At 66.4% G+C, this 25,028-nt stretch carries 19 protein-coding genes and 1 pseudogene; 10 read left to right on the top strand and 10 right to left on the bottom strand.

The annotated features are described in order from the left end of the window. Nucleotides 1-54: 54 nt before the first annotated feature. The 8 genes from pyk (at nt 55) to WS69_RS12665 (ending at nt 9,345) form a co-directional block, all read left to right on the top strand. Complete coding sequence (gene pyk / locus WS69_RS12690; protein WP_059471111.1) at nt 55-1,509, top strand: pyruvate kinase; 1,455 nt, start codon at nt 55-57, stop codon at nt 1,507-1,509. Between the two features lie 65 nt (nt 1,510-1,574). Further along, complete coding sequence (locus WS69_RS12685; protein WP_059471110.1) at nt 1,575-2,777, top strand: sugar diacid recognition domain-containing protein; 1,203 nt, start codon at nt 1,575-1,577, stop codon at nt 2,775-2,777. Between the two features lie 263 nt (nt 2,778-3,040). Beyond that, on the top strand, nt 3,041-3,298 hold the full coding sequence (locus tag WS69_RS33260) for a hypothetical protein (protein WP_156438097.1): 258 nt from the start codon (nt 3,041-3,043) through the stop codon (nt 3,296-3,298). 222 nt (nt 3,299-3,520) lie between these two features. Continuing rightward, a complete protein-coding gene (locus tag WS69_RS33255; protein WP_156438095.1) occupies nt 3,521-3,700 on the top strand; it encodes a hypothetical protein in 180 nt (59 codons plus the stop codon). Nucleotides 3,701-3,948: 248 nt separating this feature from the next. Beyond that, nucleotides 3,949-6,756 (top strand): non-ribosomal peptide synthetase, encoded by a 2,808-nt coding sequence (locus WS69_RS12680; protein WP_059471109.1) that lies wholly within the window; start codon nt 3,949-3,951, stop codon nt 6,754-6,756. A 20-nt stretch (nt 6,757-6,776) separates the two neighbouring features. Beyond that, nucleotides 6,777-7,775 carry an NAD-dependent epimerase/dehydratase family protein gene (locus WS69_RS12675; protein ID WP_418230162.1) on the top strand — a complete coding sequence of 333 codons (999 nt, stop codon included), beginning with the start codon at nt 6,777-6,779 and terminating at the stop codon, nt 7,773-7,775. A gap of 24 nt (nt 7,776-7,799) precedes the next feature. Further along, nucleotides 7,800-8,195, top strand: coding sequence for a nuclear transport factor 2 family protein (locus WS69_RS12670; protein ID WP_059471108.1), 396 nt, complete (start codon nt 7,800-7,802; stop codon nt 8,193-8,195). A gap of 124 nt (nt 8,196-8,319) precedes the next feature. Then, nucleotides 8,320-9,345, top strand: coding sequence for a methyltransferase (locus tag WS69_RS12665; protein WP_059471107.1), 1,026 nt, complete (start codon nt 8,320-8,322; stop codon nt 9,343-9,345). A gap of 516 nt (nt 9,346-9,861) precedes the next feature. Here WS69_RS12665 and WS69_RS30890 read toward each other — a convergent pair. Both WS69_RS30890 and WS69_RS12660 read right to left on the bottom strand, forming a co-directional pair. After that, nucleotides 9,862-10,035 carry an ATP-binding cassette domain-containing protein gene (locus WS69_RS30890; RefSeq protein WP_231747128.1) on the bottom strand — a complete coding sequence of 58 codons (174 nt, stop codon included), beginning with the start codon at nt 10,033-10,035 and terminating at the stop codon, nt 9,862-9,864. Between the two features lie 113 nt (nt 10,036-10,148). Then, nucleotides 10,149-10,600: pseudogene (locus WS69_RS12660) on the bottom strand (GGDEF domain-containing protein); the annotation flags it as partial. Nucleotides 10,601-11,127: 527 nt separating this feature from the next. Here WS69_RS12660 and WS69_RS12650 point away from each other — a divergent pair. Then, complete coding sequence (locus WS69_RS12650; RefSeq protein ID WP_059471105.1) at nt 11,128-12,507, top strand: FAD-containing oxidoreductase; 1,380 nt, start codon at nt 11,128-11,130, stop codon at nt 12,505-12,507. 215 nt (nt 12,508-12,722) lie between these two features. Here WS69_RS12650 and WS69_RS12645 read toward each other — a convergent pair whose 3' ends face one another. The 8 genes from WS69_RS12645 to WS69_RS12610 all read right to left on the bottom strand — a co-directional run bounded on the left by WS69_RS12645 (nt 12,723) and on the right by WS69_RS12610 (nt 23,797). Next, nucleotides 12,723-13,670 carry an ABC transporter substrate-binding protein gene (locus tag WS69_RS12645; protein ID WP_059471104.1) on the bottom strand — a complete coding sequence of 316 codons (948 nt, stop codon included), beginning with the start codon at nt 13,668-13,670 and terminating at the stop codon, nt 12,723-12,725. Between the two features lie 76 nt (nt 13,671-13,746). Further along, nucleotides 13,747-14,781, bottom strand: a complete 1,035-nt coding sequence (locus WS69_RS12640; protein ID WP_059471103.1) for an ABC transporter permease subunit — start codon at nt 14,779-14,781, stop codon at nt 13,747-13,749. 42 nt (nt 14,782-14,823) lie between these two features. After that, entirely contained in the window at nt 14,824-16,377 is a 1,554-nt protein-coding gene (locus WS69_RS12635; RefSeq protein WP_059471102.1) for a sugar ABC transporter ATP-binding protein, read from the bottom strand. Next, nucleotides 16,364-17,614, bottom strand: a complete 1,251-nt coding sequence (locus tag WS69_RS12630) for an ROK family protein (protein WP_059471101.1) — start codon at nt 17,612-17,614, stop codon at nt 16,364-16,366. The genes WS69_RS12635 and WS69_RS12630 overlap by 14 nt, the downstream gene beginning before the upstream one ends. 497 nt (nt 17,615-18,111) lie before the next feature. Then, the gene (locus WS69_RS12625; protein ID WP_442854900.1) at nt 18,112-18,456 is read right to left on the bottom strand and encodes a hypothetical protein; all 345 of its coding nucleotides are present in this window, start codon (nt 18,454-18,456) and stop codon (nt 18,112-18,114) included. After that, nucleotides 18,453-21,098 (bottom strand): glycoside hydrolase family 15 protein, encoded by a 2,646-nt coding sequence (locus tag WS69_RS12620; protein ID WP_059471100.1) that lies wholly within the window; start codon nt 21,096-21,098, stop codon nt 18,453-18,455. Before WS69_RS12620 ends, WS69_RS12625 begins: the two co-directional genes overlap by 4 nt. A 155-nt stretch (nt 21,099-21,253) precedes the next feature. Further along, nucleotides 21,254-22,576 (bottom strand): MFS transporter, encoded by a 1,323-nt coding sequence (locus WS69_RS12615; RefSeq protein WP_059471099.1) that lies wholly within the window; start codon nt 22,574-22,576, stop codon nt 21,254-21,256. A gap of 39 nt (nt 22,577-22,615) precedes the next feature. Next, nucleotides 22,616-23,797, bottom strand: coding sequence for a M20 aminoacylase family protein (locus WS69_RS12610; protein WP_059471098.1), 1,182 nt, complete (start codon nt 23,795-23,797; stop codon nt 22,616-22,618). 181 nt (nt 23,798-23,978) lie between these two features. Here WS69_RS12610 and WS69_RS12605 point away from each other — a divergent pair, with 181 nt between their 5' ends. Then, nucleotides 23,979-24,881: a LysR substrate-binding domain-containing protein gene (locus WS69_RS12605; RefSeq protein ID WP_059471097.1), complete on the top strand. Its 903-nt coding sequence runs from the start codon at nt 23,979-23,981 to the stop codon at nt 24,879-24,881. The last annotated feature ends 147 nt before the right edge of the window (nt 24,882-25,028 follow it).

The following is a 25,028-nucleotide window of genomic DNA, read 5'->3' as shown; positions in this document are numbered from 1 at the left end:
CGGTCGCCGGCCGGCCGAATTCATCCGATCCACTTCTCTGCTCTGCACACGGATATGCGAAACGAAAGCCACACCGACCGCGCGCGCCGCCGTTCGACGAAGATCGTCGCCACGCTCGGCCCGTCGAGCTCGACGGAGACCGTCATCGAGGCCCTCGCGCGCGCGGGCGCCGACGTCTTCCGCCTCAATTTCAGCCACGGCACGCACGCCGACCACGCGTCGCGTCATGCGGCCATTCGCGCGATCGAGGCGCGCCTCGGACATCCGATCGGCGTTCTGCTCGACCTGCAGGGCCCGAAGCTGCGCGTCGGGCAATTCGCGGGCGGGCGCGCGTCGATCGTCAAGGGCCGGCCGTTCGCGTTCGACATGGACTCGGCGCCCGGCGACGCGCATCGCGTGGCGCTGCCTCATCCCGAGATTTTCGACGCCGTCCGGCCGGGCCATCTGCTCCTCGTCGACGACGGCAAGCTGCGGTTCCAGGTGCAGGCCGTGTCGGCGGGACGCATCGAGGCGGTCGCGCTGCTCGATGGAATCGTGTCCGACCGCAAGGGCGTCAGCGTGCCCGACGCGACGCTCGCGATTCCGGCGCTGTCGACGAAGGATCGCGACGATCTCGCGTTCGGGCTGTCGCTCGGCGTGGACTGGGTCGCGCTGTCGTTCGTGCAGACCGCGCAGGACGTGCACGACGCGCGCGCGCTGATCGGCTCGCGCGCCGCGATCGTCGCGAAGATCGAAAAGCCGCAGGCGGTCGAGAACATCGTCGACATCGTCGACGCCGCCGACGCGGTGATGGTCGCGCGCGGCGATCTCGGCGTCGAGATGTCGCTCGAAGACGTGCCGAGCGTACAGAAGCGGATCATCCGGCTCGCGCGCGCGGCGGGCAAGCCGGTGATCGTCGCGACGCAGATGCTCGAATCGATGACGCTCGCGCCGACGCCAACGCGCGCGGAAGCGTCCGACGTCGCCGCGGCCGTCTACGACGGCGCCGACGCGGTGATGCTGTCCGCGGAATCGGCGTCGGGCCAGTATCCGGTCGAGGCGGTCGACTTCATGCGGAAAATCGTCGCGACGACCGAGGCGGATCCGATCCAGCCGCAGTTGATGAAGGCGATCGGCGCCGCGCACGCGCCGAACGCGACCGATGCGATCGGCGCGGCGATCGAAGTGGTTTCGGATACACTGCGGCTCGGCGTCGCCGTCACGTACACGGCGTCGGGCGCCACGGCGATACGCCTGTCGCGCTTGCGGCCGGGCACGGCGATCCTGAGCCTCACGCCGCGCGCCGACATCGCGCGCCGGCTGACGCTCGCATGGGGCGTCCACTCGCGCGTGGCGGGAGAGGCGGCCGGTATCGAGAACATCGTCGAGATCGCGATCGAAGCCGCACACGCGGAAGGGTTCCCGACGGACGAATGTCCGATCGTCGTGGCCGCAGGCGTACCCTTCGGACATCCCGGCTCGACGAACCTGATGCGCATCGTCTGGCCGACCGAAATGACGCGACGATAGGCTTCGGGGTCCGCGCCGGTCCCGGGGCCGCCTCGACGCCGCTCCTGCTATTCGACCTGACCGCCATGATGATCGATGCCCGGCTCGCGACTGAAATCGTCGCACGCACCGTCGAAGTGATGCCGTTCGATGTGAACGTGATGGACGCGCACGGCCTGATCCTGGCGAGCAGCGACGCCGGCCGCGTGGGCGAGATCCACGCGGGCGCGCAGCTCGCCCTCGCCCGCGAGCGCGCGGTCGAGATCGACGACGTCATGGCCGCGAATCTGAGCGGCGTGCGGCCCGGTATCAACCTGCCGCTGAGCGTGCGCGGCAGGGTTTGCGGCGTGATCGGCGTCACCGGCGAGCCGGACCTTGTCCGCCGGTTCGGCGAGCTGCTTCGCGTCACGGCGGAATTGATCCTCGAGCGCGAGCAGCTGACGCTCGAATTGCGCCGCAACGCGCGCCATCGGGAGGAGTTCGTCCTCCAGCTTCTGAGACGCACCGCCACGTCCGCCGAGCTCGAGGCATGGGCCGATCGGCTCGGCATCGACGTGCGCCTCGCGCATGCGGCGATCGTGTGCCGCCTGATCGACGTCGACGCGGACCCGGAGGCCGGGGTCAGCCAGATCGAAACGATGCAGTCGCAACTGGCGGACGAGTGGCCGCAGTTGCTGACCGCGAAGACGTCGTATCGGGAGCTTGTGATGTTCGACACGATCGATACGCGCGCCGTGCACGACAGCGCGCTGGCGAGGCATGCGGGCAAGCGGCTCGCCGCGCTGGAGAGCACGCTGCGCAAGGTCGCGACGCACCCGTTCTCGCTTGCGCTCGGCATTGCGCTCGAAGGCATCGGCGGCTTCGAACGCTCGCATCAGTGCGCGCTCGCGACGCTTCGCGTCGGCGCGGTGCGGATGCCGCAAAGGGCCGCGCATTCGTACTACGAATTCGTGCTGCCCGTGTTGCTGTCGGCGCTGTCGCAGGGCTGGCAGGCCCAGCAGCTCCGCTTGCCGCTCACGCGCCTGCTCGCGCGTGAACGGCGTTCCGGCGCGCTGCTCGAAACGTTGAAGGCGTGGTACGCGAACGACGGCCACCCGAGCGCGACGGCGGAGGCGCTCGGCATCCATCGCAACACGCTCGATTACCGGTTGCAGCAGATTCGCGATGCGACGGGTCTCGATCTCGGGGCGATGGACGATCGGCTCTGGCTGTATATCGCGCTGCAGACGATGGTGAGCAGCCCTGACGGTTCCGGGGACGACCCCGACGACAAGCGTTCGTCGACTTGAGCGGCGCGGATCGGTCCGGGCCATGAGGGGGCGGGCGAGCCGCCGTCCGGCAAAGAGCGCGGCGGCGCGTCGAACGGAACCGCGCGTACGCGCTACCCGCCCGGAATGAACGGCGCGTGTCGTTCTGCTTGATGGCTACACGAAATCGAATGTGTCGCGGCGCCGCGATAGTTCGAGCGCGAGCGTCAGCATCGTTGCATGGCGCCCGGTCCGCGCGCAATTGCGCGTCCACACGCGGCCGTTCGGCTTGCTAGGCGCACTTCATGGAATTGCACTTGTCGGGCCATGCCCTGCCGCGTCTGATCCGCTCGCATCCCTGGCCGATACAAATATTCCGATTCGGTAATTTCCCGATTTTCATAATATCCGTAAAAAATACGGATATTTTTTATGAAACTATCCATTTAAAAAATGTTGTTTTGATGTCGTTTTCTGATGGTGAATTATTTCGGTTTGGATTGAATGGTTTCGTGGAAATGAACGACTCGATGAATTGGTGTGCAGATGGGTTTGTTTTGTAACAAAACACTTACTCCTATATAAACATACTCACACTAATCAAGTTTCAAATTTATTATTTTTGTCGTAGACTTCGCTTCGGTTCAATTATCCCGATTAATGCAGGGATGTCATCATCCGCAACTGGCGGCGCTTGATGACGGCGCCGGACGTTTCCGGTTTCGTTTCAATGCCTCTTGCTTGAACCGGTGCCAGCGCGTCAACGGCGCCGGAGCATCATCCGTTTGTCCCACAAAGTCTCGCCGGTCGTTGGCTGTAATCGTCCGCTCACGGTCGATGAATGGCGTTGCGCAATCCAGGCGTCGATCATTGCCGCACGGAAAAAATCGAATCGTTCAGCCTCTTCCATCAAGGTAATCGACGGATTATTTCACCAATCCAAACCGATGGTGCGCCTGATTTGAGATGAATTCGTGCATTTCAGGTTGTGGCGGCGAGCAGTGTTCGGATTCGTGCGAACAATCGAGCCCTTGCTGAATGATGAACTGAATCGTCTCACGCAGTCGAGTGTCAATCGGCTGCCGATTCGTCTTCGGATGTATCGGCGGCCAGTCAGGTAGGGATTCATCCGCAATTGTCCATCGAGGCGTCCGTGCGAACGCGCACGGACGCTTGCTCATAACTTGCAGCATAAGCATGGAGTACCTGCACCATGACGACATCAACCCTCGATTCGCCGCGCCTTTCCGAACACGAGGCGCGCACCCCGTCACCGCGGCACGTGGCCGATCTGCTGTTGCGGGCCGCGCGGCTGCATCCGCACACGGGCGTCCGTTTCGTTTCGGCGGAGTCCGCGGAAAAGGGCGTATTCCTGACGTATCCCGAACTGCTCGACCAGGCGCGCCGCATATTGGGCGGCCTTCGGGCGCGCGGCTATCGGCCCGGCATGAAGGTCGCGCTGCTGCTCGAGCACGCGAACGATTTCATTCCGGCATTCTGGGCTTGCGCGCTCGGCGGATTCGTCCCGTGTCCGCTCGTGCCGATTCGCAACGACCCGGAACGCTGGGCGAAGCATCTCGCGCATGTCGACACGCTGCTCGATCACCCGCTTCTCGTCACGACCGAGGCGCTGAAGAGCGATCTGCCGTGCGGCACGCTCGCCGTCAACCTGAACGCGCTGCGCGCGGGGGTGCCCGACGAGTCGGTTCACGCCGCGCAGCCGTCGGATCCCGCGGTCTTCGTGCTCACGTCCGGCTCCACCGGCAATTCGAAGGCGGTCGTGCTCACGCACGGCAACCTGCTGGCGTCGATGGCGGGCAAGAACGATCGTCAGCAGCTCACCGCCACGGACGTCACGCTCAACTGGATCTCGTTCGATCATGTCGCCGCGCTTCTGGAAGCACACTTGCTGCCGCTCTATGTCGGCGCCGTGCAGCTTCATGTCGAGTCCGCGGCGATCCTGACCGACACGCTGCTGTTCCTGCGCCTCATCAGCCGCTATCGCGTCACGATGACGTTCTCCCCGAATTTTCTGTTCGGGCAACTGAATGCCGCGCTCGAATCGATGGGCGACGAAGCGCTCGGGGCCTTGCGCCGCACGCTCGATCTGTCGCCGTTGCGGCACATCGTGTCGGGCGGCGAAGCCATCGTCGTCGCGACCGGGCAGCGCTTCCTCGATCTCCTCGCGCCTTGCGGACTCGCTCCCAATGCGATGTGGCCGGCTTTCGGCATGACGGAGACGTGCGCCGGCTCCGTGTATTCGCGCGAATTCCCGGAAGGCGACGCCGATCGCGAGTTCGCGTCGCTCGGCCTGCCGGTCCTCGGACTGCAGATGCGCATCGCGGACGATCGCAACAATCTGCTGCCGGACGGCGAGCCCGGCGAGTTCCAGCTGCGCGGCCCGATGATCTTCCATCGCTATCACAACAACGACGAAGCCACGCGCGCCGCATTCACCGATGACGGCTGGTTCCGCACCGGCGATCTCGGACGCATCGAGAACGGCAGGCTCTGGCTCGTCGGCCGCAGCAAGGACAGCGTCATCGTCAACGGCGTCAATTACTTCAGCCACGAACTCGAAACGACGCTCGAGGAGCTGGACGGCATCAAGCGCTCTTTCGTCGCGGCATTTCCGACGCGCAACAGCGGCGACGAATCGGAGCAGCTCGTCGTGACGTTCACGCCGTCGTTTCCGCTGGAAGACGAGGATCAGTTGCACCGGCTGATCATCGCGATCCGCAACGGCACGATCCTGCTGTGGGGCTTCCGGCCCGCACTGATCCTGCCGCTGCCGGAAGACGCGTTCCCGAAAACGAGCCTCGGCAAGACCCAGCGCACCATCATGCGCAAGCGCCTGGAGGCGGGCGGATATGACGGCTACAAGGCGTCCGTCGCCGACATGACGAATCGTCAGATCGGCGGCTACGTGGCGCCCGCCGGCGAGACCGAGACCGCGGTCGCCGCGATCTTCGCGGAGATGTTCCAGGTCGCGCCCGACGCCATCAGCGCGACCGCCAGCTTCTTCGATCTCGGCGGCACCTCGCTCGACATCCTCAAGCTCAAACGGCACGTCGAGCAGCGGCTGCACGTCGTCGATCTGCCGATCGTGACGATCCTCCAGAACCCGACGGTGCGCGCGCTGGCCGCACGTCTCGCGTCTGGCGAGCGCGTCGCGGCGGGCGAATACGATCCGGTCGTGCCGCTTCAGCTCACGGGCGCGAAGACGCCACTCTTCTGCGTGCATCCCGGCGTCGGCGAGGTGCTCGTGTTCGTCAATCTCGCGAAGTACTTCGTCAACGAACGTCCGTTCTATGCGTTGCGCGCCCGGGGATTCAACGAAGGCGAGACGTACTTCTCCAGCTTCGACGAGATGGTGAACACGTATGTCGAAGCGATCCGCAAGCGGCAGCCGCACGGACCCTATGCGGTCGCAGGCTATTCGTACGGCGGCGCTGTCGCGTTCGAAATTGCGAAGGTGCTCGAATCGCAAGGCGAGCGTGTGGACTTCGTCGGCAGCTTCAATCTGCCGCCGCACATCAAGTATCGGATGGACGAGCTCGACGAGGTGGAAGGGGCCGTCAACCTGGCGTTCTTCCTGTCGCTGATCGACAAGCAGCAATCCCTGACGCTGCCCCCGCAACTGCGCGCCGCGATGCCGGAGCAAGACCCGCTCGCGTATCTGATCGACAACGCACCGCCCGGGCGGCTCGCCGAACTCGATCTGGATCTGCTGAAGTTCCGCGCATGGGCCGGGCTCGCACAGTCGCTGCTGACGCTCGGACGTTCGTACGCACCGTCCGGCAACGTGCAGTCGATGTCGATCTTCTATGCGATTCCGCTGCGCGGCGCCAAGGAAGACTGGCTGAACAAGGAGCTGCGCCGCTGGGACGAGTTTACGCGCGCGCCGAATCGCTACATCGACGTGGCGGGCGAACACTACACGCTGATGGGGCCGGCGCACGTCGGCACGTTCCAGGCGGTGCTGCGCTCGGAACTCGACCGCGCGCTCGGCGGCAAATAACCTCGCGTTTCATGTGACGGATGACCGAAAAGAGGATTCTCATGACTGTGTCAGGCATCGATACGCGCGTTGACGCGAAGCGGAAGAATGCGGAGAAGAAAATCTTGATCACGGGCGCGACCGGCCAGGTGGCGCGGCCCGTCGCCGAGGCGCTGGCGGCGGAGCACGAAGTCTGGGCGATCGGCCGCTTCAGCGATGCGAGCGTCGAGGATGCGTTGCGCGCGAAGGGCGTCAACACATGGCGGTGGGACATGGAGCGCGACACGCTCGACGGCCTGCCCGACGACTTCACGCACGTGCTGCACGCGGCAGTCCGGCGCGGCGAGGACGGCGATTTCGACAAGGCGATCGAGGTCAACACGGTCGCCACCGGCCGCCTGATGACGCACTGCCGGACCGCCGGCGCGTTCATCTACGTGTCGAGCGGCAGCCTGTACGCGCGTCAGGCGCTCGACCATCCGTATGCGGAGACGGACCCGCTCAACGGCGTCGCGCACTGGCTGCCCGCTTATCCGATCGTCAAGATTTCATGCGAAGGCGTCGTGCGCGCGTTCTCGGCCGTGCTCGGCCTGCCGACGGTCATCGCGCGTCTGAACGTCGCGTACGGCCCGTACGGCCACGGCGGCGTGCCGGTGCTGCTGTACCGGCAACTGCTCGCCGGCAAGCCGGTTCCGATCCCGCAGGAAGGCCAGAACTGGGCGTCGCTGATCCATACCGACGATCTCGTCCGGCAAGTGCCGCTGCTGTGGGACGCCGCGACGTCGCCCGCGCTCGTGCTGAACTGGGGCGGGGACGACGCCGTCGGCATTCAGGACTGCCTCCAATACATCGCGGACATCACGGGCGTCGATGCGCGTTTCGAGCGCAGCGACGTGACGCGGGAAACGTACGCGTTCGACAACACGAAGCGGCGCGCGCTCATCGGCGATTGCATCGTGCATTGGAAAGAAGGCGTGCGCCGGACCATCGAAACCCACTTCCCCGGGGCGGTCAAGCCGCGCTCGGCCGTGCAATCGTAACGGGCGAGACAGGAGAGTTTTGCGATGTCGACCAACATGCAGACCGTACGGGCCTCGTACGAGGCCTTCCACAACCGCGACCTGCCCGGCGTGCTGGCCGCCCTCGCGCCGGACGTGCTCTGGACCCACCCGGACGGCATGAGCCCGTACGGGCTCGGCGGAACGAAGAAAGGTCACGACGAAGTGATCGCCTTCATCAAGCACGTGCCGACGCACATCGCCGAGATGCGGCTCGCGCCGGAGGCGTTCATCGAGTCCGGCGACCGCATCGTCGTGCTCGGCACGCGCCGCGTCACCGCAGTCAACGGTCGCAGCGGCACGTTGAAGTTCGTGCACGTATGGAAGTTCGCGAACGGCAAGGCGGTCACGTTCGAAGACCATTTCGATACGGCCGAAATGATCAATCTGATCGCGGCCTGACGGTCGCGGCTCGCGCGGCGACGACGACGCTTCGGGCGCCGTCCGGCCCGCCGCGTTTCTTCGCGTCGCCGCGCGAGCGCACGACGACAGGCCGAACCCATATCTCATGCAAAGGAGCAACTTCATGGCGGAAGTGGAAGCGAACCCGGCACCGCATATCGCGATACTGCAGATGATCACCGGCAAGTGGAACGCACAGGCGCTGTATGTCGCCGCCGAGCTGGGCATTGCCGATCTGCTGGCGGAGAAGGAACGGACGGCGGACGAGCTGGCCGCCGCGACGGATACCCATCCGGAAGCGCTTTACCGGGTGCTGCGCGCGCTCGGCAATCTGGGTGTTTTCGTCGAAGGAGACGGGCGGCGGTTTCGCAACAGCCCGCTCGGCGACACGCTGCGGCGCGACGTGCCGGGCTCGATGCGCGGGATGGCGCGCATGGCGGGCATGGATGTGGGCTGGCAGGCGTGGGGGCAACTGCTCTACAGCGTCAAGACCGGCCGGAGCGCGTTCGAGCACGTCGTGGGCGGACCGGGCTTCGAGTACATCGGCGCGCACCCGCAAGTCGCGCAGCTCGTCAATGATGCGATGACGAGCATCAGCGAACTGGAGTCGCCGACGGTGGCCCGCGCGTACGATTTTTCCGGAGCCCGAACGATCGTCGACGTCGGTGGCGGACACGGCTTTCTGCTGGCGACGCTCCTTCTCGCGAACCCGAACGCGAAAGGCGTGCTCTTCGAACTGCCGCACGCTTGCGATGGCGCGCGGCGGCTTTTCGCGAAGCACGGGCTGACCGAGCGCGTGGAGGTGGTGCCGGGCGACGCGAGCCGGTCGATCGACGCGCGCGGCGATATCTACGTGATGAAGCATGTCATCTGCGACTGGGACGACGAGCAGGCCATTCGGATCATGAAGAACTGCGCGGAAGCCATGCCGTCGGGTGGAAAGCTTTTGCTGGTGGAGGCCGTGCTCACGCCGCCCGGCGAGCCGCATTTCGCGAAGCTGCACGATCTGGAAATGCTCATCATGAGTTCCGGCGGACATGCGCGCACGGCCGACGGGTATCGGCGGCTCTACGAGGCAGCCGGGCTCTCGATGACGGCGGTTCATCCGGCAGAAGGCATGCACAGCGTCATCGAAGGCGTCAAGGCGTGACGCATGCCGCGGACCGCGCGGATCGGCGCGGTCCGCGGCCGTTCGGCTCGCCGGCAATCGGCGTGTGCTCGACGGTCGGTAGCGCGCACATGCGCGTGTAATGGGCGCGCGGCTCGATCCGATCGGGCCGATGCTGTGCGCACGACCGATGGCGAACGGCAAGCGCGCGGTGCGACGTCGATGGCGCTCGGTTCGAGGCCGGATGCCGGCGCACGATGCGCAGCGCCGGCTGCGCGGCTCTATGCGCGAGGTTTCATCACCATGCGGATAGGCCCATCGAGCGGATGATCATCGTCTATGGATACCAATCCGATCCGCAGCACGGACGGCGACAAGTACACGTAGCCGGAAAGCCCCGATAAACCTCCACCGTGGCGCTGCCTGTATCCGTCGGCATCGGCCGCAGGTCGGCATCGCGTCTCGTGCGCCTCATCGATTCCACGAGTTCGTCGGCAGCCGCGCAGGCGGAAGGAAACCAGCGGCGACGACGATCGTTCGTGCGGCACGCATCCGCTGTCACGCGCCGCACGGCGCGCCGAACAACTCGCCGGAGAGGTCGGCGAGGTTGCGACCGGCGACCTCGATCGTGCCGCGGGTCGGCCGGTTGAGGCCGACCACGCACTTCAGGAACGTCGACTTGCCGTAACCGTTGCTGCCGAGCCCATGAGCGGCGATGTCACGTCCGGCCACGAGAATCCCAACGAGCGCTCGCCATGCAAACGTCGCTGCGCGCGACTCGGTTCGACCGGCGTGATGTCCCGGACGACCGGTTCGCGACCGCGAGAACGTGCGCGACCTGAAATTCAGCGGCGCAGCGCTGCTTTGGGCGCTTCGAAGTGCGGCGCTGCAATGATGTTCCGGCCCAGCATCTTCGCGCGATAAAGCGCGCGTCGGCGGCCGCGACCAGCGTTTCCGGCGTTTCGAACGGATTGCCGCTGCTCGTCGCATAGCCCGCGCTCACCGTGACGTAGCTGGGCGTCATGTCGGCGGCGATACGCAGGCGTTCGACCGATTGCCGCACCTGCTCGGCGATCGTCGCCGCGCCGCGTTCGTCCGTGCCCGGCAGCACGACGGCGAATTCCTCTCCGCCATAGCGCGCGACAAAATCGTTAGGATGACTCGCCACGCCGGACAGCGCGGCCGCGACGGCGACGAGACACGTGTCCCCTTGCAAATGGCCGAATGCGTCGTTGTAGTGTTTGAAATGATCGACGTCGACTATCACGAGTGCGCTCGGTTGATTGTGCCGATTCGCATGGCGAAGGGTCTTTTCGAAGCGCTCGTATTCCGCGAACCGCTGCGTCGTTGCGTTACTTTAGTCGATTCGGGACGCATCGTCATTCGAGTGCGATGTGCGTCGCGCGGCGATGGATGAATGCGTTTTTTCGATTGCCGCACGCGCGAGCGAGTGTCGGACGACGAGATCGTCGGTGCGGTGCGTCAAAGGCTTTGCGCAAGTGGCGTGCTTCGACGGAGCGAGTTCGTTTCCGGCCTGACGCCGCGAGCGACGCGGTGCGGGCGCATGAAGCGCGCGGTGCTCGGCGTCTGGCCGGTATCCCGTTTTCATTTCCCGAGCCCGCGTGACGCGTGAATTCGACGCCGATGCCTCGCCCGCGATTCGAACGCCTGCGTTGCAAATGTTGCAGGGCCGATCGCCATCGTCGATCAGCAGGCCTACCATATCCGGGATGTCCGGATGCTGCCCGCGGCGCGGCCTCGAAGGCACGCGGATCGCTTGCGAGGCGGCATGCATTCCGTGCTGCAGCAACGAAGGAGAGCGCAATGACTCGACGCTTCGACGCAATCATCATCGGCACCGGTCAGTCCGGCCCCCCGCTCGCCGCCCGGCTGTCCGGCGCGGGCATGAAAGTGGCCGTCGTCGAGCGGGCGCGCTTCGGCGGGACGTGCGTGAACACCGGCTGCATCCCCACCAAGACGCTGATCGCGAGCGCGTACGCGGCGCACCTGGCTCGACGGGCCGGCGAATACGGCGTGGCGATCGGCGGGCCCGTCACGGTCGACATGAAAAAGGTGAAGGCGCGCAAGGACGAGATCTCGGCGCGTTCGAACCATGGTGTCGAACAGTGGGTCCGTGGTCTGGAGAATGGCGCGGTCTATCAGGGCCATGCCCGCTTCGAGAGCGCGCACGCCGTGCACGTCGGCGACGCACTGCTGGAAGCCGACCGGATCTTCATCAACGTCGGCGGGCGGGCGCTGATTCCGCCGATGCCGGGACTCGATCAGGTGCCCTATCTCACCAACTCGAGCATGATGGACGTGGACTTCCTGCCGGAGCATCTGGTCATCGTCGGCGGCAGCTACGTCGGGCTCGAGTTCGGCCAGATGTACCGGCGCTTCGGATCGCGCGTGACGATCGTGGAAAAAGGCGCGCGGCTGATCAAGCGCGAGGACGAGGACGTGTCGCAGGCGGTGCGGGCGATTCTGGAAGGCGAGGGAATCGACGTCCGGCTCGACGCCGATTGCCTGAGCGTGCGGCGCGACTCGGACAACGTGGTCGTCGGACTCGATTGCGCCGCCGGCGCGCGTGAAGTAGCGGGCTCGCATCTGCTGCTCGCCGTCGGGCGCGTGCCCAACACCGACGATCTCGGACTGGACAGGGCCGGCGTCGAAACCGACGCGCGCGGCTACATCAAAGTGGACGAGCAGTTGCGCACCAACGTCGAGGGCATCTGGGCGATGGGCGACTGCAACGGCCGCGGCGGATTCACCCATACGTCCTATAACGACTACGAGATCGTCTCGGCCAACCTCCTCGACAACGACTCACGCAGGGTGTCGGACCGCATCCCGGCCTACGCGATGTTCATCGATCCGCCGCTCGCCCGCGTGGGAATGACGCAGGCCGAAGCGGTTGGATCGGGGCGCAGGCTGCTGGTCGGCACGCGCCCGATGACGCGCGTCGGGCGCGCGATGGAAAAAGGCGAGAGCCAGGGATTCATGAAGGTGATCGTCGATGCGGACAGCGAAGCGATTCTGGGTGCGTCGATCCTCGGCGTGACGGGCGACGAAGTCGTGCATTCACTGCTCGACGTGATGTACGCGAAAGCGCCGTACACGACGGTCAGCCGCGCGATGCACATTCACCCGACCGTGTCCGAGCTGGTGCCGACGCTGCTTCAGGATTTGCATCCGCTGGAATAGCGTTGGGGGGATCGCCGGGACGCACGCGTGAGCGGAGCTTTGTTCCCGATCGAGCGAGCTTCCGCTCATGGCCGAGAGCCGGATGTTGAGCCCCCGGCGTTGCGCAAGCATCGGCGTTCGGGCCGACGCGTTGCGCCGGCCTGCGACTACCGCACATCATTCAGGCATCCGCACCATCGGGCGCATCGCCCCCGGGCGCGAGCGGCCGTGACGAATCAATGCGCGCTCCAGCCCTTGTAGCTCTTCACGTTGTCGCGCGTGATGAGCGTGGGTTCGAGCAGGATCATCGAATTGGCGGGCTTGTGCCCGTTCATGATCCCGTAGCCGACCGCGACGGCCTTCTTCGCCATCGCGAACGGGTCCTGGCTCGACGACGCCTGCACCTGCGTGTCGCTCTTGAGCGCGGTCTCGATATCGGGCGCGCCGTCGACCGACGTGATCACGATGCCGTTGCGATGCAACTGCTTCGCGGCGAGGTCGCTGCCGATCGCCTGCGGATCGTTGATCGTGAAGAGACCATCGACCCTCGGAAAGCGCGTCAGGTAGCCCTGCATCGCGTTCATCCCGCCTTCGCGCGAGCCCTTGCCGTCCTGATCGCTCGACAGCAGCTTGAGGCCCGGATTCTTCGTGAGCACAGCCTTGCAGCCGTTCACGCGATCGACGACCGCGGACACCTGCGGGCCGTTCTCGATGATCACGTTGCCCTTGCCGCCGAGCTTCTTCGCGAGGTAGTCGCAGGCGAGTTCGCCCGCCTTCACGTTGTTCGTCTGCACAGTCGCGTCCGCGCCGGCCGCCGCGACGTCGACCGCCACCACCGCGATGCCGGCCGCCTGCGCCTTGCGCACGGCGGGCTCGATCGCCTTCGGATCGGCGGCGTTCAGCAGGATCATGTCGACGCGTGCCGAGATGAAGTTGTCGATCTGCGTGAACTGCTTGTTCAGGTCGTAATCGGCGGAAACCGCGGTGACTTTCGCGTTCGGATTGATTTCCTTCGCCTGCGCTTCGGCGCCTTTCACGACGGTGACGAAGTACGGATTGCCGAGCGAGCCGACGGTGATGCCGATTGACTTGAGCGGCTTGTCGGCCGCGTGGGCGGCGCATGCCGCGAACGCGAGCGCGCATGCGAGGCCGGTCTGAACGAGCTTGTGCTTGATCTCCAACATGTCGTTGTCTCCGTATGGTCCGTGATGGAGGGCGCGCGCGAGGACCTGCGCGCGCGCCGCATGGCGGTTCGCTGCGTCAGGTGCGGGCCGATTCGTGCTGGCGGTAGCGGTCGAGCGCGACGGCGCCGATGATCACGAGCCCCTTGATGATGTACTGCCAGATGTCGGACACGCCGAGCAGCACGAGCCCGTTCGACAGCACCGCGATGATCAGCGCGCCGATCAGCGTGCCGACGATCGAGCCGACGCCGCCGACGAAACTCGTGCCGCCGAGGATCACCGCGGCGATCGCGTCGAGCTCGTACGACTGGCCGAGCTGCAGGCCGTTGGCCGCATAGAGCCGCGCGGCCGACATTAGCGCGCCGAGGCCGGCGAGCAGGCCCGACGTCGCGTAGACGAAGAGTTCGATGCCGCGCACGTTGATGCCGGACAGCCGTGCGGCTTCCGGGTTGCCGCCGACCGAATAGATTCGCATGCCGAGCACCGTGCGGCGCAGGATGAACCACGAGATCGCGACGACGGCGAGCGCGATCACGACGAGCCACGGCACACCGAGGATCGAACCGTTGCCGATGAACGCGAACGGCAGCTGCGGGTTGAAGATCGTCGCATCGTTGCCGATCAGGCGGGCGATCCCGCGCACGGCGGTCAGCGCGCCGAGCGTGACGATGAAGGGCGGCAGGCGCAGGAACGAGATCAGCCCGCCGTTGACGACGCCGAACGCGAGCCCGACCAGCAGCGCGACGGGAATCCCGAGCCAGCCCCAGCCGGGAATGTTCGATGCGAGAAGCGACGCGACCGCGGCGGCGGCGAGCACCGAGCCGACCGACAGGTCGATGCCACCCGTCAGGATCACGAACGTCATGCCGGCGGCGAGCACGATGTTGATCGACGCCTGCTGCGTGACGATCGACAGGTTCTGAAGCGTGAAGAAACCGTCAGTCATGAAGCCGAAGCCGATGCACAGGAGCATGAGGACGGGCAGCATGCCGGCCGTGCGCATCAGCGCCTGCATGCGCGCGCGGTGGTCGGCGGCGCGCTGCGGCGCGCGGTGCTGCGCCGGACCGGGCGGCACGGAAGCGATCTCGCTTTGCTTCATCTGTTGGGTCATGGCGATAACCTGAAAGTGAGATGACAAGTCGACGGTGGCCGCTCAGTGCGCGGCCGCCGCTTCGGTGCGGGAGCCGGTGGCGAGCGCGATGATCGCTTCCTGCGTGATCCGCTCGCCCGTGTGTCCGCCGAGCTCGCCGGCGATCCTGCCTTCGCGCATCACGAGAACGCGATCGGCGACGCCGATGATCTCCGGCAACTCGCTCGAGATCACGATGACGCCGACGCCGGCGCGCGCGAGATCGTTGATGATCCGGTAGATCTCCGATTTCGCGCCGATGTCGACGCCGCGCGTCGGCTCGTCGAGGATCAGCACGCGCGGCTTCGTCTCGAGCAGGCGCGACAGCAGGACTTTCTGCTGGTTGCCGCCCGACAGCGCGCCGACGTTGACGTTCGCATGCGGCACGCGGATCGACAGCGACGCGATCGCATCGCGCGCCCGCTGCGCGCCGCGCGCGAGATCGAGCGCGCCGAGCCGCGCGTCGCGCCCGCAGACCGAGATGTTGATGTTGTCGCGCACGCTCATGTCGAGGAACAGGCCCTGGCGCTTGCGATCCTCGGTCAGGTAGACGAGCCCGGCGTCGATCGCGTCGCGCGGAGAATGCGCATCGAACGTCTCGCCGCCGAGCTTGATTTCGCCGCGCACGCGCGGCTCCGCACCGAAGATGAGCCGCGCGAGCTCGGTGCGGCCCGCGCCGACGAGGCCCGCGATGCCGAGCACTTCGCCCGCGTGCAGATCGAGGCTGCAGCCGCGCACGCGGCCGCCGTCCGCGACGTCGCGCACCGACAGCAGCAGATTGCCGGGGTCGTACGGCGCGTGCGCTTTCTTGTAGAAGCCGGAGATGTCGCGGCCGACCATCATGCCGACGAGCCGCTCGGCCGACAGCGCGTCGCGGTCGAGCGTGCCGACGTACGCGCCGTCGCGCAGCACCGACACGCGGTCGGACAGCTCGTAGATCTCCGCCATCCGGTGGCTGATGTAGATGATCGCGAGGCCTTCGGCGCGCAGTTGCCGGATCAGCCGGAACAGGTTCTCGGTCTCCCGCGACGACAGCGGCGTGGTCGGTTCGTCCATCACGAGGATGCGCGCCTTCGTGTGGACGGCGCGCGCGATCTCGACGAGCTGCTGCTCGGCGATCGACAGCGTGCCGACGAGCGTGTTCGGCCCGAAGTCCGCGCCGAGTCGCTCGAGCACGTCCTGGCAGCCGCGCGCCATTGCGGCGCGGTCGATCGTGCCCCAGCGGCCGTTGCCGCGGCGCAGCTCGCGGCCCACGTAGATGTTCTCCGCGACGGTCAGGTTCGGCGCGAGGCACAGTTCCTGGTAGATCACGGCGACGCCGGCATCGCGGGCGGCGAGCGGGTCGTCGATCGCGACCGGCGCGCCGTCGATGAGAATTTCGCCGCCGGGATCGGCCTGGTACGCGCCCGACAGGATCTTGATGAGCGTCGACTTGCCCGCGCCGTTCTCGCCCATCAGCGAATGGATTTCGCCGGGACGGACGGTGAGGCTCACGTCGACGAGCGCGCGCACGGCGGGGAACGTCTTGCTGATGCCGCGCATCTCGAGCAACGGACGTGACGGATCAGAACGCCGCATATCTGGCCTCCTGCGATTCCGCGCTTGCGCCTCTGAGGATGCCGGCGCGGGGGGAGAAGTTGAAGAACATCGGCAGCGTCGCGGCGCCGATCGCGCCGGCGTCCGAGCCGAACGAGCCGCGCACCAGCGCGGGCGTGCCGCGCGCTTCCGGCGCGTTTGCCGCGAGCGCCGCGTGCAGGCGTGCGATCAGCGTGTCGATCAGGCCGGCGTCGGTGTCGGCGTCGAGCACGACGACGGGCGATTCGAGCACGGCGAGCGCCGCGCGCAGCGCGGGCGCGAGCGCGTCGACGCAATCGTCGATCCATTCGTCGACGGCCTTCGCGCCGCGCGCGATGCAGGCTTCGAGATCTGCGCGATTCTCGACGGGTTCGCCGCAGTAGCGCAGATGCCGGATGAGCCCGTTGAGCGACGCGCGCGTGATCAGGATGTCCCACGCGCCGCGCGGATTCGGCGCCGAAGGCAGGCGGCTCGGCGGCACCGGCATCATCGCGAAGTCGCCGGCGTTGCCGGTGACGCCGCGCAGGCAGTCGCCGTCGACCGCGATGCCGCCGCCGATCGCCGGCCCGAGGAACAGGTAGACGAAATCGTCGCGCTGCCGGCCGCAGCCGTAGAACAGCTCGGCGATCGCGGCGGCGTTGCCGTCGTTTTCGCTGAAGACGGGCAGCGCGATCGCACGATCGAGTTCGCTCGCGAAATCGACTTCGGCCCACGCGCCGAACGCGTCGGCTGGCAGGTCGAGCTCGCGCAGCCAACTGCCGAGGTTGTACGGCTGCGCGACGCCGACGCCCGTCAGGCGTTCGCGTTCGTGCGCGGAGAGGAGCTGCTGCATCGCGTCGACGTCTTCCCGGACGATGTCGAGCACGACGGCGGGCGGCGGGAGCAGCGTATCGTGCGAGCGGCGGCCGAGCACGTCGCCGGCGAAGTTGACGAGCGCCGTCTCGATGCGCATCCGGTCGAGGCGCACGCCGATACCGAACGCGCCGCGCGGATCGAGGCGGATCAGCGATGCGGGCTGGCCGCGCTGGCCTTCGACGCGGCGGCCGGCGAATTCGATCAGCTTCGCGTCGGCGAGCGACGCGATGATGCCGCCGACCGCGGTGCCCGTCAGATTGGCGAGCCGCGCGAGATCGGCCTTCGACGCGCTGCCCGCGCGCCGCAGGGCCTTCAGCAGGAGGCGCTCGTTGTAGCGGCGCACGTTGGCCGAATTGCTGCCCTGGCCGATGTGCGGACTCCTCATGATGTCTCCTCCGGGTTTGGCGCGATTCGCCAGAGGTTAAATAAATCAAGTTGATTTATTTAACTGCGAGACGTCGGACGTGTCTGCCTAGGGGATTCCCGGGGGCCGGGGATGGGGGTGTCGTCGATGACGATTTGCTTTCAGCAGGCTGTGTGCTCGCTGTCGAACGCCGCTTGCGAGCGTCCGGAATGGCCGAGCGCTTGGGCGGTTCGATCGCATTTCTGAATGGAATGTCGTCATCGGGGATGGCGTTGATTCGTCATCCAAAATGGATGAATCGTCGCGCGTACCGGATGAAGGCGTGGCTGAAATCGTATGGTCTCGATCTTCATCGAGGCATCGGGCGAATTCGAGATGTTGCGGCGAATATGACCGAACCGGTGACTTTCCGATGGATGGAAAGCCGGCGTCAGTCCGTCCGTCGACCGGGCATGCATGGCTCAATCGACGGACGTTCCCGGCAACATCAGGCGATGCCTGGGCCGTTCAAGCCGTGCTCATGGCGAAGCCGCCGCCGGCGGCCGCAACGGCTGAGCGCCGGGGATGTCGGGCGCACCGCGCTGCCCTTCGACGGGCGCCCGCGTCGTCGCCGGATCGGCGCTCCAACCGGTCCCGCCCTGCTTGACCTTGACGGGCGGCAGCGCCTTGACGAGCGGCCGGTTCGGCGGCGCGGGCGGAGGCGGCGGCGCGGGCTGCGCATGGCCGGGCGCAAGCGAGGTCGGCGCAGGCGCGGCCGCCGGCATCGGCTCCCGATTCGCAAGCAGTCCATAGCGCCAACCTGCCGCAGCCATTCCGAGCAGCATCGCCGCAGCAAGCGCCAGCCAACTCGCGCGCGAGCTCACCAGTTCACCTGATCGTTCAGCGTCAGCGTGCCGCTCGTCGGCGTCTGGAGCTGCCGATTGCCCGACCCGTTCTCCCACGTCACGCTGCCGTCCGCGTTCTTGCGATAGTACTTGTACTGAATCGCCTGACCGGCTGGCATGTTGACGGTGTTGCTCCACACCGGGTAATGGGTCGGGTCGACCGGAATGCCGAGATCGGTGTTCCAGTTCCCGAGTGCGGCGACGCTGCCCGTCACGTAGACCTGCTGGCCGAGCTGGGTGCTGGCGTTGACGTTGATCGCCACCGACACCTGCCCGCTCCGCAGCGGCGCGACGCAATTGTTGTAGCGCGCGCAGACGACCGACGGAATGTCGACGATGCGGCCGGCCTGAATCGACGCCAGCAGGCTGATGTACTCGCCCATCGCCCAGTTCAGCGGCGCGATCGACTTGGTCGGCTGGCCCGGCGCGTAGCCGGCCGGCGTGGTCACGGCCCAGCCGTCGGGCAGCGTCGTCGAATTCGACCACACTTGTTCCGGCAGGAAGCCCTCGGGCGTCGTCAATTGCTTGAGCGTCGAGAAATACGCGCTGCCCGCGCCGCCGCTGCCTTGACGCGCGATCTCGTACATGCCGCGCTCGGCGGTGAAGATCGGCCACAAGCGGCCGGCTCCGGCGCCGTCGAAGTTGCTGCCGTCGTTGTGCTCGCCGTAGCCGTCGAAGTTGTAGCGGAACCACGCGTTGGGCGAGAGCGCCGGCGTGTTCGCCAGGCTCAGCGACTGGCCGAGCACGCTGTCGTAGACCGAGATCGTGTTGACGATGGTCGAATCCGTCGCGCGCTTGACGCCCATCCGGACCAGTTCGAAGAAGCCGCCGTCGACGACGCGCCGCGCGTCGTGGCTGCCGCCGCCGTTCTTGACGGACAGCGTCTGCGGCGTGTCCGGGCCCGCTGTCGGCGCGAAGCTCGCGCGATCGGTGCCGGTGCCGGAGCGGCTCGCCGGATTGATCCGGATGTAGTAGCTGCCGTTGCCGAACGAGCCGGTCGACGTGTACGTCCACGCCGCGACGTTCTCCTGCCAGTAGTCGGCTGCGGCGAGGTAGCGCGCGGCGCTCGTCGTGTCGCCGTTCTGCGTCGCGATGTCGGCTGCCGTGACGAGGCCGGCGATCTCGGCGGCGATGGTCGACGGCGAATAGCCGGCGTTCTCCTCCCAGCGCTCCTGATAGGTCCACGGACCGGTGTCGACGATGTAGTTGGCGGTGAGCTTGATCTTCGGCCACAACGGATTGAACACGCTCGGGCCGAGCCGCCACGCGAGGATGATCGGCATCGCCTGCTCGTCCATCTGCGTGCCTTGCCAATACGGCCAGCCGTTCACCCACGCGTTCTGCGGGAAGCGCCCGACGCGGCTGTAGCCCTGTGAGCAGCCGGATGCGTTGTATTCGGCGGCGCCGCAGTCGGTCGTCTGTTGCAGCGTATTGAACAGATAATCGACGACGCTCGTGGCGGTCGACGTGTCGCCCGCCGTCGTCAGCGCGTTGGCGAACTTGAACAGATCGCGCGGCCAGACGAGGTGATAGCCGCCCGCATTCGCGTCGCCCTGCGTTTCCCCCCACGGCGTGCCGATGCCGGCGATCATCGCGCCGTTGCTCTTGTCCTGCATCGTCTTGAGCGTCATCGCGGCCAGATAGTAGCCGTCGTCGGCGGCGCCGTTCTGCGACGACAGGCCCGCCGCGTAGTTGTGCCACGCCGCGTCGTACTGCTGCTGCTCGCCGGCGAGATCGCTGCCGAGCACCGTGTTCGCCTCGCCGAGCGCCTGGTCCTGCGTGCCGCCGAAGCCGAGCACGACGTCGAACGACACGCTCGTCGCGGTCGGATCGCCGAGGTCGATCCAGCCCATCTGCGCGACGTTGCCGTTGGTGGCGGACGAGAAGGTCCAGTCCATCGTCTTGCCGGCGGTGCCGCCGAGCAGGTCGGTCCAGCCGTCGCTCTGTCCGACGAAGCCGTTCGACGTCATGCCGACGCCGTTGACCGCCTTCCACGGACGGCTCGTCACGAGCGCCGAATAGCGGCTGTTGTGATTGGCGACGAGCGCAGTGCCGCCGCTGCCCGACACCGTTTGCGCGGTGTTGTTGCTGCCGGCGTTGTCGAGGTACGGCTTCGACAGCATGTAGAGGTTGAAGTCGCCGACCTTGTGGCCGTTGAGCGCGGTGAAGGTGACGCGCTGGACGATCGCGTTGTAGTTCGGATCGGCGAAGACGATCTTGCGGATCTGCCAGTTGTGCGCGCTGTTGCTGGTGGTCACTTGCCAGCTCATCGTGCGCGTGTCAGTCTGCGCGGCCGAGTAGGCCTGCAGCTTTTCTTCGTCGACGAAGGTCTTGCCGCTATCGCCGACCAGGAACTGCAAGTCGACGGATTCGGGGGTGTCGAGGACCGGATAGTAGACCTCGGACAGGATGCCGCGATAGCCGGTGAAGTAGACCCGCGATGCGCCGTTGACCGCGGTGCCGAGGAACGACTTGGCCGCTGGGCCTCTCACCGGCGTCGCGCCGGGCGAACCGAACGCTTCGGCGGCCGACGCGGACGCTGGCAACGCTGCGACGCCCGCCATTACCGCCAAACTGCCAACCAGCACCGCCTGTTTGAATCTGAAGTGCTTTGCCGACATTTTCGTCTCCGTTATGAGTTCGTATGCTGTCGTTCTTGTAGCAAAACAACATGCGCTATATCTCATGAGAAGCCGAAAGAGTCAATATTTTCAATGTCTTGTAGTCGACTATGTATTGATACTACATCCGCTCGGCAGCGCCGCGGCGTTCAACGTCAATCGAGCGGCTTGCCCGCCTTGTCGTCCATCGAGCGCAGCGCGATCAACGTCAGCGCGCCGCAGCCGATCGCATAGTACGCGGGCGCGTTCGCGTCGCCGGTCGCGGCGATCAGCCACGTGACGAAGAACTGCGCGAATCCGCCGAAGATCGCGACGCCGATGCTGTAGACGAGCGCGCCGCCCGTCGCGCGCACCGCGCGCGGGAACAATTCGCCGAGCATCGCGCTCATCGCGCCGATGTTGATCGCATGCACGCACGAGAGCGCCGCGATGATCGTCAGCAGCGAGACGGCGCCCGGCCAGCGGTTCAGCGCGACGAATGCCGGATAGATCGTGAGCATCAGCGCGATGCGCGTCCACCAGACGATCCGGTTGCGCCCGTAGCGATCCGACAGGCAGCCGCCGATCGGCGTCACGATCGCGAGCGTCGCGCCCGCGATGCAGCCGGCCATCATCGACAGCCAGCTCGGCAGATGCAATACCTGCACGCCGTAGATCGCCATGTAGAACACGATGATGTAATGGATCGACGTGCCGCCGATCGTGATGCCGAGGCCGGTGAACACGGCTTTGCCGTGGTGGCGCAGTACATCCGCGAGCGGCAGCGATGCGGCGTCTTCGCGCGAAGCGGATGCGGAGCGCGCCGCGGCCGGCGTTTCGTCGACCGTGCGCCGCAGCCAGTAGCCGAGCGGCGCGAACAGCGTGCCGATGACGAACGGCACGCGCCATCCCCAGCTTTCGAGCTGCGCGGCGCTGAGCGTCGACGTCAGCACGACGCCCGTCAGCGCGCCGACGAGCGCCGCGAGTCCCTGGCTCGAGAACTGGAACGATGCGTAGAACCCGCGTTGCGCCTGCGGCGCCTGCTCGATCAGCAGCGTGGTCGATGCGCCGACTTCGCCGCCGGACGCGAAACCTTGCAGCAGTCGTGCGATCACGAGCAGCAGCGGCGCCGCGATGCCGGCTTGCGCGTAAGTCGGCGCGACCGCGATCGTCGCGGTGCCGAGCGCCATGATGAGCAGCGTTGCGATCATCGCGCGCTTGCGCCCGACGCGGTCCGCGTACATGCCGATCACGAGACCGCCGAGCGGGCGCGTGACGAATCCGACGCCGAAGCTCGCGACTGCGAGCATCAGCTGTCCGAACGAAGAGTGAACCGGAAAGAACAGCTTGCCGATCAGGATCGCGAAGAAACTGTAGACGGTGAAGTCGTAGAACTCGAGTGCGTTGCCGACCGCGGCTGCGGCGATCAGGCGGCGTTTTTTTGCGGCGGCGCGCGCGTCGGCCGGCGCGCCGGCGAAATTGAGCGTGGATGTTTCCATGTGATCCCCGAAGAACGCAAGACGGCGGGCGAGAAGGCGTCAGGCGACGAGCCAGGCTTCGGCCAGTCGGACCCAGTAGCTCGCGCCGATCGCGAGAATGTCGTCGTTGAAGTCGTAGCCGGGGTTGTGCACCATGCAGCCGCCCTTGCTGCCGATGCCGTTGCCGATGAACGCGTAGCAGCCGGGGCGCGCCTCGAGCATGTATGCGAAATCCTCGCTGCCCATCAGCGGCGCGGCGTCCGCTTCGACGCGATCCGCGCCGAGCATCGCGCGCGCGACGTCCAATGCGAACGCAGTCGGCTCGGGATGATTGACGAGCACCGGATAACCGTAGTCATACTGAATGTCCGCGGCAACGCCGAAGCTTTCCGCCTGGCCCTTCACGAGCGCTTCGATGCGGCGCGCGAGCAGCTCGCGCACGTCGGCGTTCAGCGCACGCACCGACAGCTTCATCACGACGGTCTCGGGGATGATGTTGAACGTCTCGCCGGCCTGGACGCTGCCCACGGTGATCACGGCCGCCTGCTGCGCATCGACTTCGCGCGCGATGATCGTCTGCAGCGCGACCATGATGCTGCCTGCCGCCGACATCGGATCGCGTGCGAAATGCGGCATCGCGCCGTGGCCGCCGAAGCCGCGCAGCGTGATCGTCACGCGGTCGGAGGACGCCATCGCGGCGCCCGCGCGGAACGTCATGTCGCCTGCCGCGCGGCCGGGCATGTTGTGGATCGCGAAGATCGCATCGCACGGAAAGCGTTCGAACAGGCCGTCGTCCATCATCGCCTTCGCACCGCCGAAATTCTCTTCGGCGGGCTGGAAGATGAGATTCAGCGTGCCGGAGAATCGCCGCGTCGCGGCGAGGTGGCGCGCTGCGCAGAGCAGCATCGCCGTGTGGCCGTCGTGTCCGCATGCATGCATCTTGTTCGTATGACGGCTCGCGTACGGCAGCCCCGTCGCTTCGGCGATCGGCAGCGCGTCCATGTCGGCGCGCAGGCCGAGCGTGCGCGCGCCTTGTCCTTCGCGCAGCACGCCGACGACGCCCGTCTTGCCGAGCCCGCGATGCACGTCGTAGCCCCAGCCGGCGAGCAGCTCGGCGACGAGATCGCTCGTGAGCGTCTCTTCGAATGCGAGTTCGGGATGCGCGTGGATCCGGCGGCGCACGTCGATCAGATCGGGCGCGATTGCGGCGATGCCGGGGATGACGGGATTCTCGGGCTGCATGCTGTCTCCTTGTGGGGCATGGGTGCGCGCTTGCGCGGACTTGTCGGCGAAGCATATGAATTTTTTTCGCGCACCATAAGCTGATAAATTGCGTCGGTGCTCACTGCGGGTTGCCTCTAGGGAACACCCTGATCCACTGCGGTGCAGCGAATGAAAGGCTTCTCCGAATCGCGCGTTCCGTATGAAATATCATCAGTTGAAAGCGTTCGTCGCCGTCGCCGACGAGGGAAGCATTCGCGCGGCCGCGCGCCGGCTGAACGTGTCGCCGGCGGCGTTGACGAAGGCGGTCAAGGAACTGGAGCTCGCGCTCGGCGTGTCGCTCGTCGTGCGCACGGCGCGCGGCGTGCAGCTCACCGGATTCGGCCAGCAGCTTCAGGTGCGCGCGCGCCTCATCGTCGCCGAAATGCAGCGTGCGCGCGACGACATCGAACAGGCGCAAGGCGCGACGACGGGCGCTGTCGCGGCGGCCATCACGCCTGCCGCAGCGGTGACGATCCTGCCGGACGCATTTCGCGCGTTTCGGCGGCGCTTTCCGGTCGCGCGCGTGAGCATCGTCGAAGGGTTTCCGGCTGTCGCGCTGCCGAAGTTGCACGACGGATCGCTCGATTTCGCCGTGTCGGTGGTGGTGCCGGAGCTGCTCGCCGCAGAGTTCGATCACTCGGAGCTGTATGCGAGCCGACACGTGATCGTCGCGCGCAAAGATCATCCGCTCGCGTCGGCGACGTCGCTCGCCGATCTTGTCGACGCCGACTGGCTGATGAATCCGTCGCCCGAAAGCTCGACGCAGCTCATGTTCAACTGCTTCGCCGAGCACGGCTTGCCGACGCCGATGCGTGTCGTCGAGTGCCCGAGCTATGCGATCGCGCACAGCCTCATTCAGGGCTCCGATCTGATTGCCGCGATGCCCGAGCAGTTGCTCGACGTCGAATGGTCGCGCGACCGGATCGCGGTGCTGCCGATACGCGAGACGATTCCGGCCGTGACCGTGCAGGTGGTGACGCGCCGTGACAGCCCGCTGACGCCGGCTGCGTCGATGCTGGTCGATTGCATGCGCGATGCGGCGCGGCGGCATGGATTGCGTTGACGCTGGACGCGTGCGGCTCGGTTCGTTCCGGTTGCCGTATCACGCGGTGGCGCTTGGTTGGGTTGTCGCGCGGCGCGGGTGGGTCAGGCATTTGCTGCGGGTCGATCGACATGCTCGGCCCCCGGCCTCTCGCCTCTCGCATCTCGT

The organism is Burkholderia sp. BDU5 (assembly GCF_001522845.1).
Lineage (GTDB): Bacteria > Pseudomonadota > Gammaproteobacteria > Burkholderiales > Burkholderiaceae > Burkholderia > Burkholderia mayonis.
The sequence above is the reverse complement of the archived record's forward strand: the minus strand, read 5'-3'. Positions and strand labels throughout refer to the sequence as shown.

Bases quoted from the DNA above. Each gene is read 5' to 3' on its own strand.
- WS69_RS12675 (WP_418230162.1), top strand. From the start codon at position 6,777: ATGACCGAAAAGAGGATTCTCATGACTGTGTCAGGCATCGATACGCGC.
- WS69_RS12615 (WP_059471099.1), bottom strand. From the start codon at position 22,576: ATGGAAACATCCACGCTCAATTTCGCCGGCGCGCCGGCCGACGCGCGC.
- pyk (WP_059471111.1), top strand. From the start codon at position 55: ATGCGAAACGAAAGCCACACCGACCGCGCGCGCCGCCGTTCGACGAAG.
- WS69_RS12620 (WP_059471100.1), bottom strand. From the start codon at position 21,098: ATGTCGGCAAAGCACTTCAGATTCAAACAGGCGGTGCTGGTTGGCAGT.
- WS69_RS33260 (WP_156438097.1), top strand. From the start codon at position 3,041: ATGGAATTGCACTTGTCGGGCCATGCCCTGCCGCGTCTGATCCGCTCG.
- WS69_RS12640 (WP_059471103.1), bottom strand. From the start codon at position 14,781: ATGACCCAACAGATGAAGCAAAGCGAGATCGCTTCCGTGCCGCCCGGT.
- WS69_RS12670 (WP_059471108.1), top strand. From the start codon at position 7,800: ATGTCGACCAACATGCAGACCGTACGGGCCTCGTACGAGGCCTTCCAC.
- WS69_RS12635 (WP_059471102.1), bottom strand. From the start codon at position 16,377: ATGCGGCGTTCTGATCCGTCACGTCCGTTGCTCGAGATGCGCGGCATC.
- WS69_RS12610 (WP_059471098.1), bottom strand. From the start codon at position 23,797: ATGCAGCCCGAGAATCCCGTCATCCCCGGCATCGCCGCAATCGCGCCC.
- WS69_RS12680 (WP_059471109.1), top strand. From the start codon at position 3,949: ATGACGACATCAACCCTCGATTCGCCGCGCCTTTCCGAACACGAGGCG.
- WS69_RS12605 (WP_059471097.1), top strand. From the start codon at position 23,979: ATGAAATATCATCAGTTGAAAGCGTTCGTCGCCGTCGCCGACGAGGGA.
- WS69_RS12645 (WP_059471104.1), bottom strand. From the start codon at position 13,670: ATGTTGGAGATCAAGCACAAGCTCGTTCAGACCGGCCTCGCATGCGCG.
- WS69_RS12630 (WP_059471101.1), bottom strand. From the start codon at position 17,614: ATGAGGAGTCCGCACATCGGCCAGGGCAGCAATTCGGCCAACGTGCGC.
- WS69_RS12650 (WP_059471105.1), top strand. From the start codon at position 11,128: ATGACTCGACGCTTCGACGCAATCATCATCGGCACCGGTCAGTCCGGC.
- WS69_RS12665 (WP_059471107.1), top strand. From the start codon at position 8,320: ATGGCGGAAGTGGAAGCGAACCCGGCACCGCATATCGCGATACTGCAG.
- WS69_RS12685 (WP_059471110.1), top strand. From the start codon at position 1,575: ATGATGATCGATGCCCGGCTCGCGACTGAAATCGTCGCACGCACCGTC.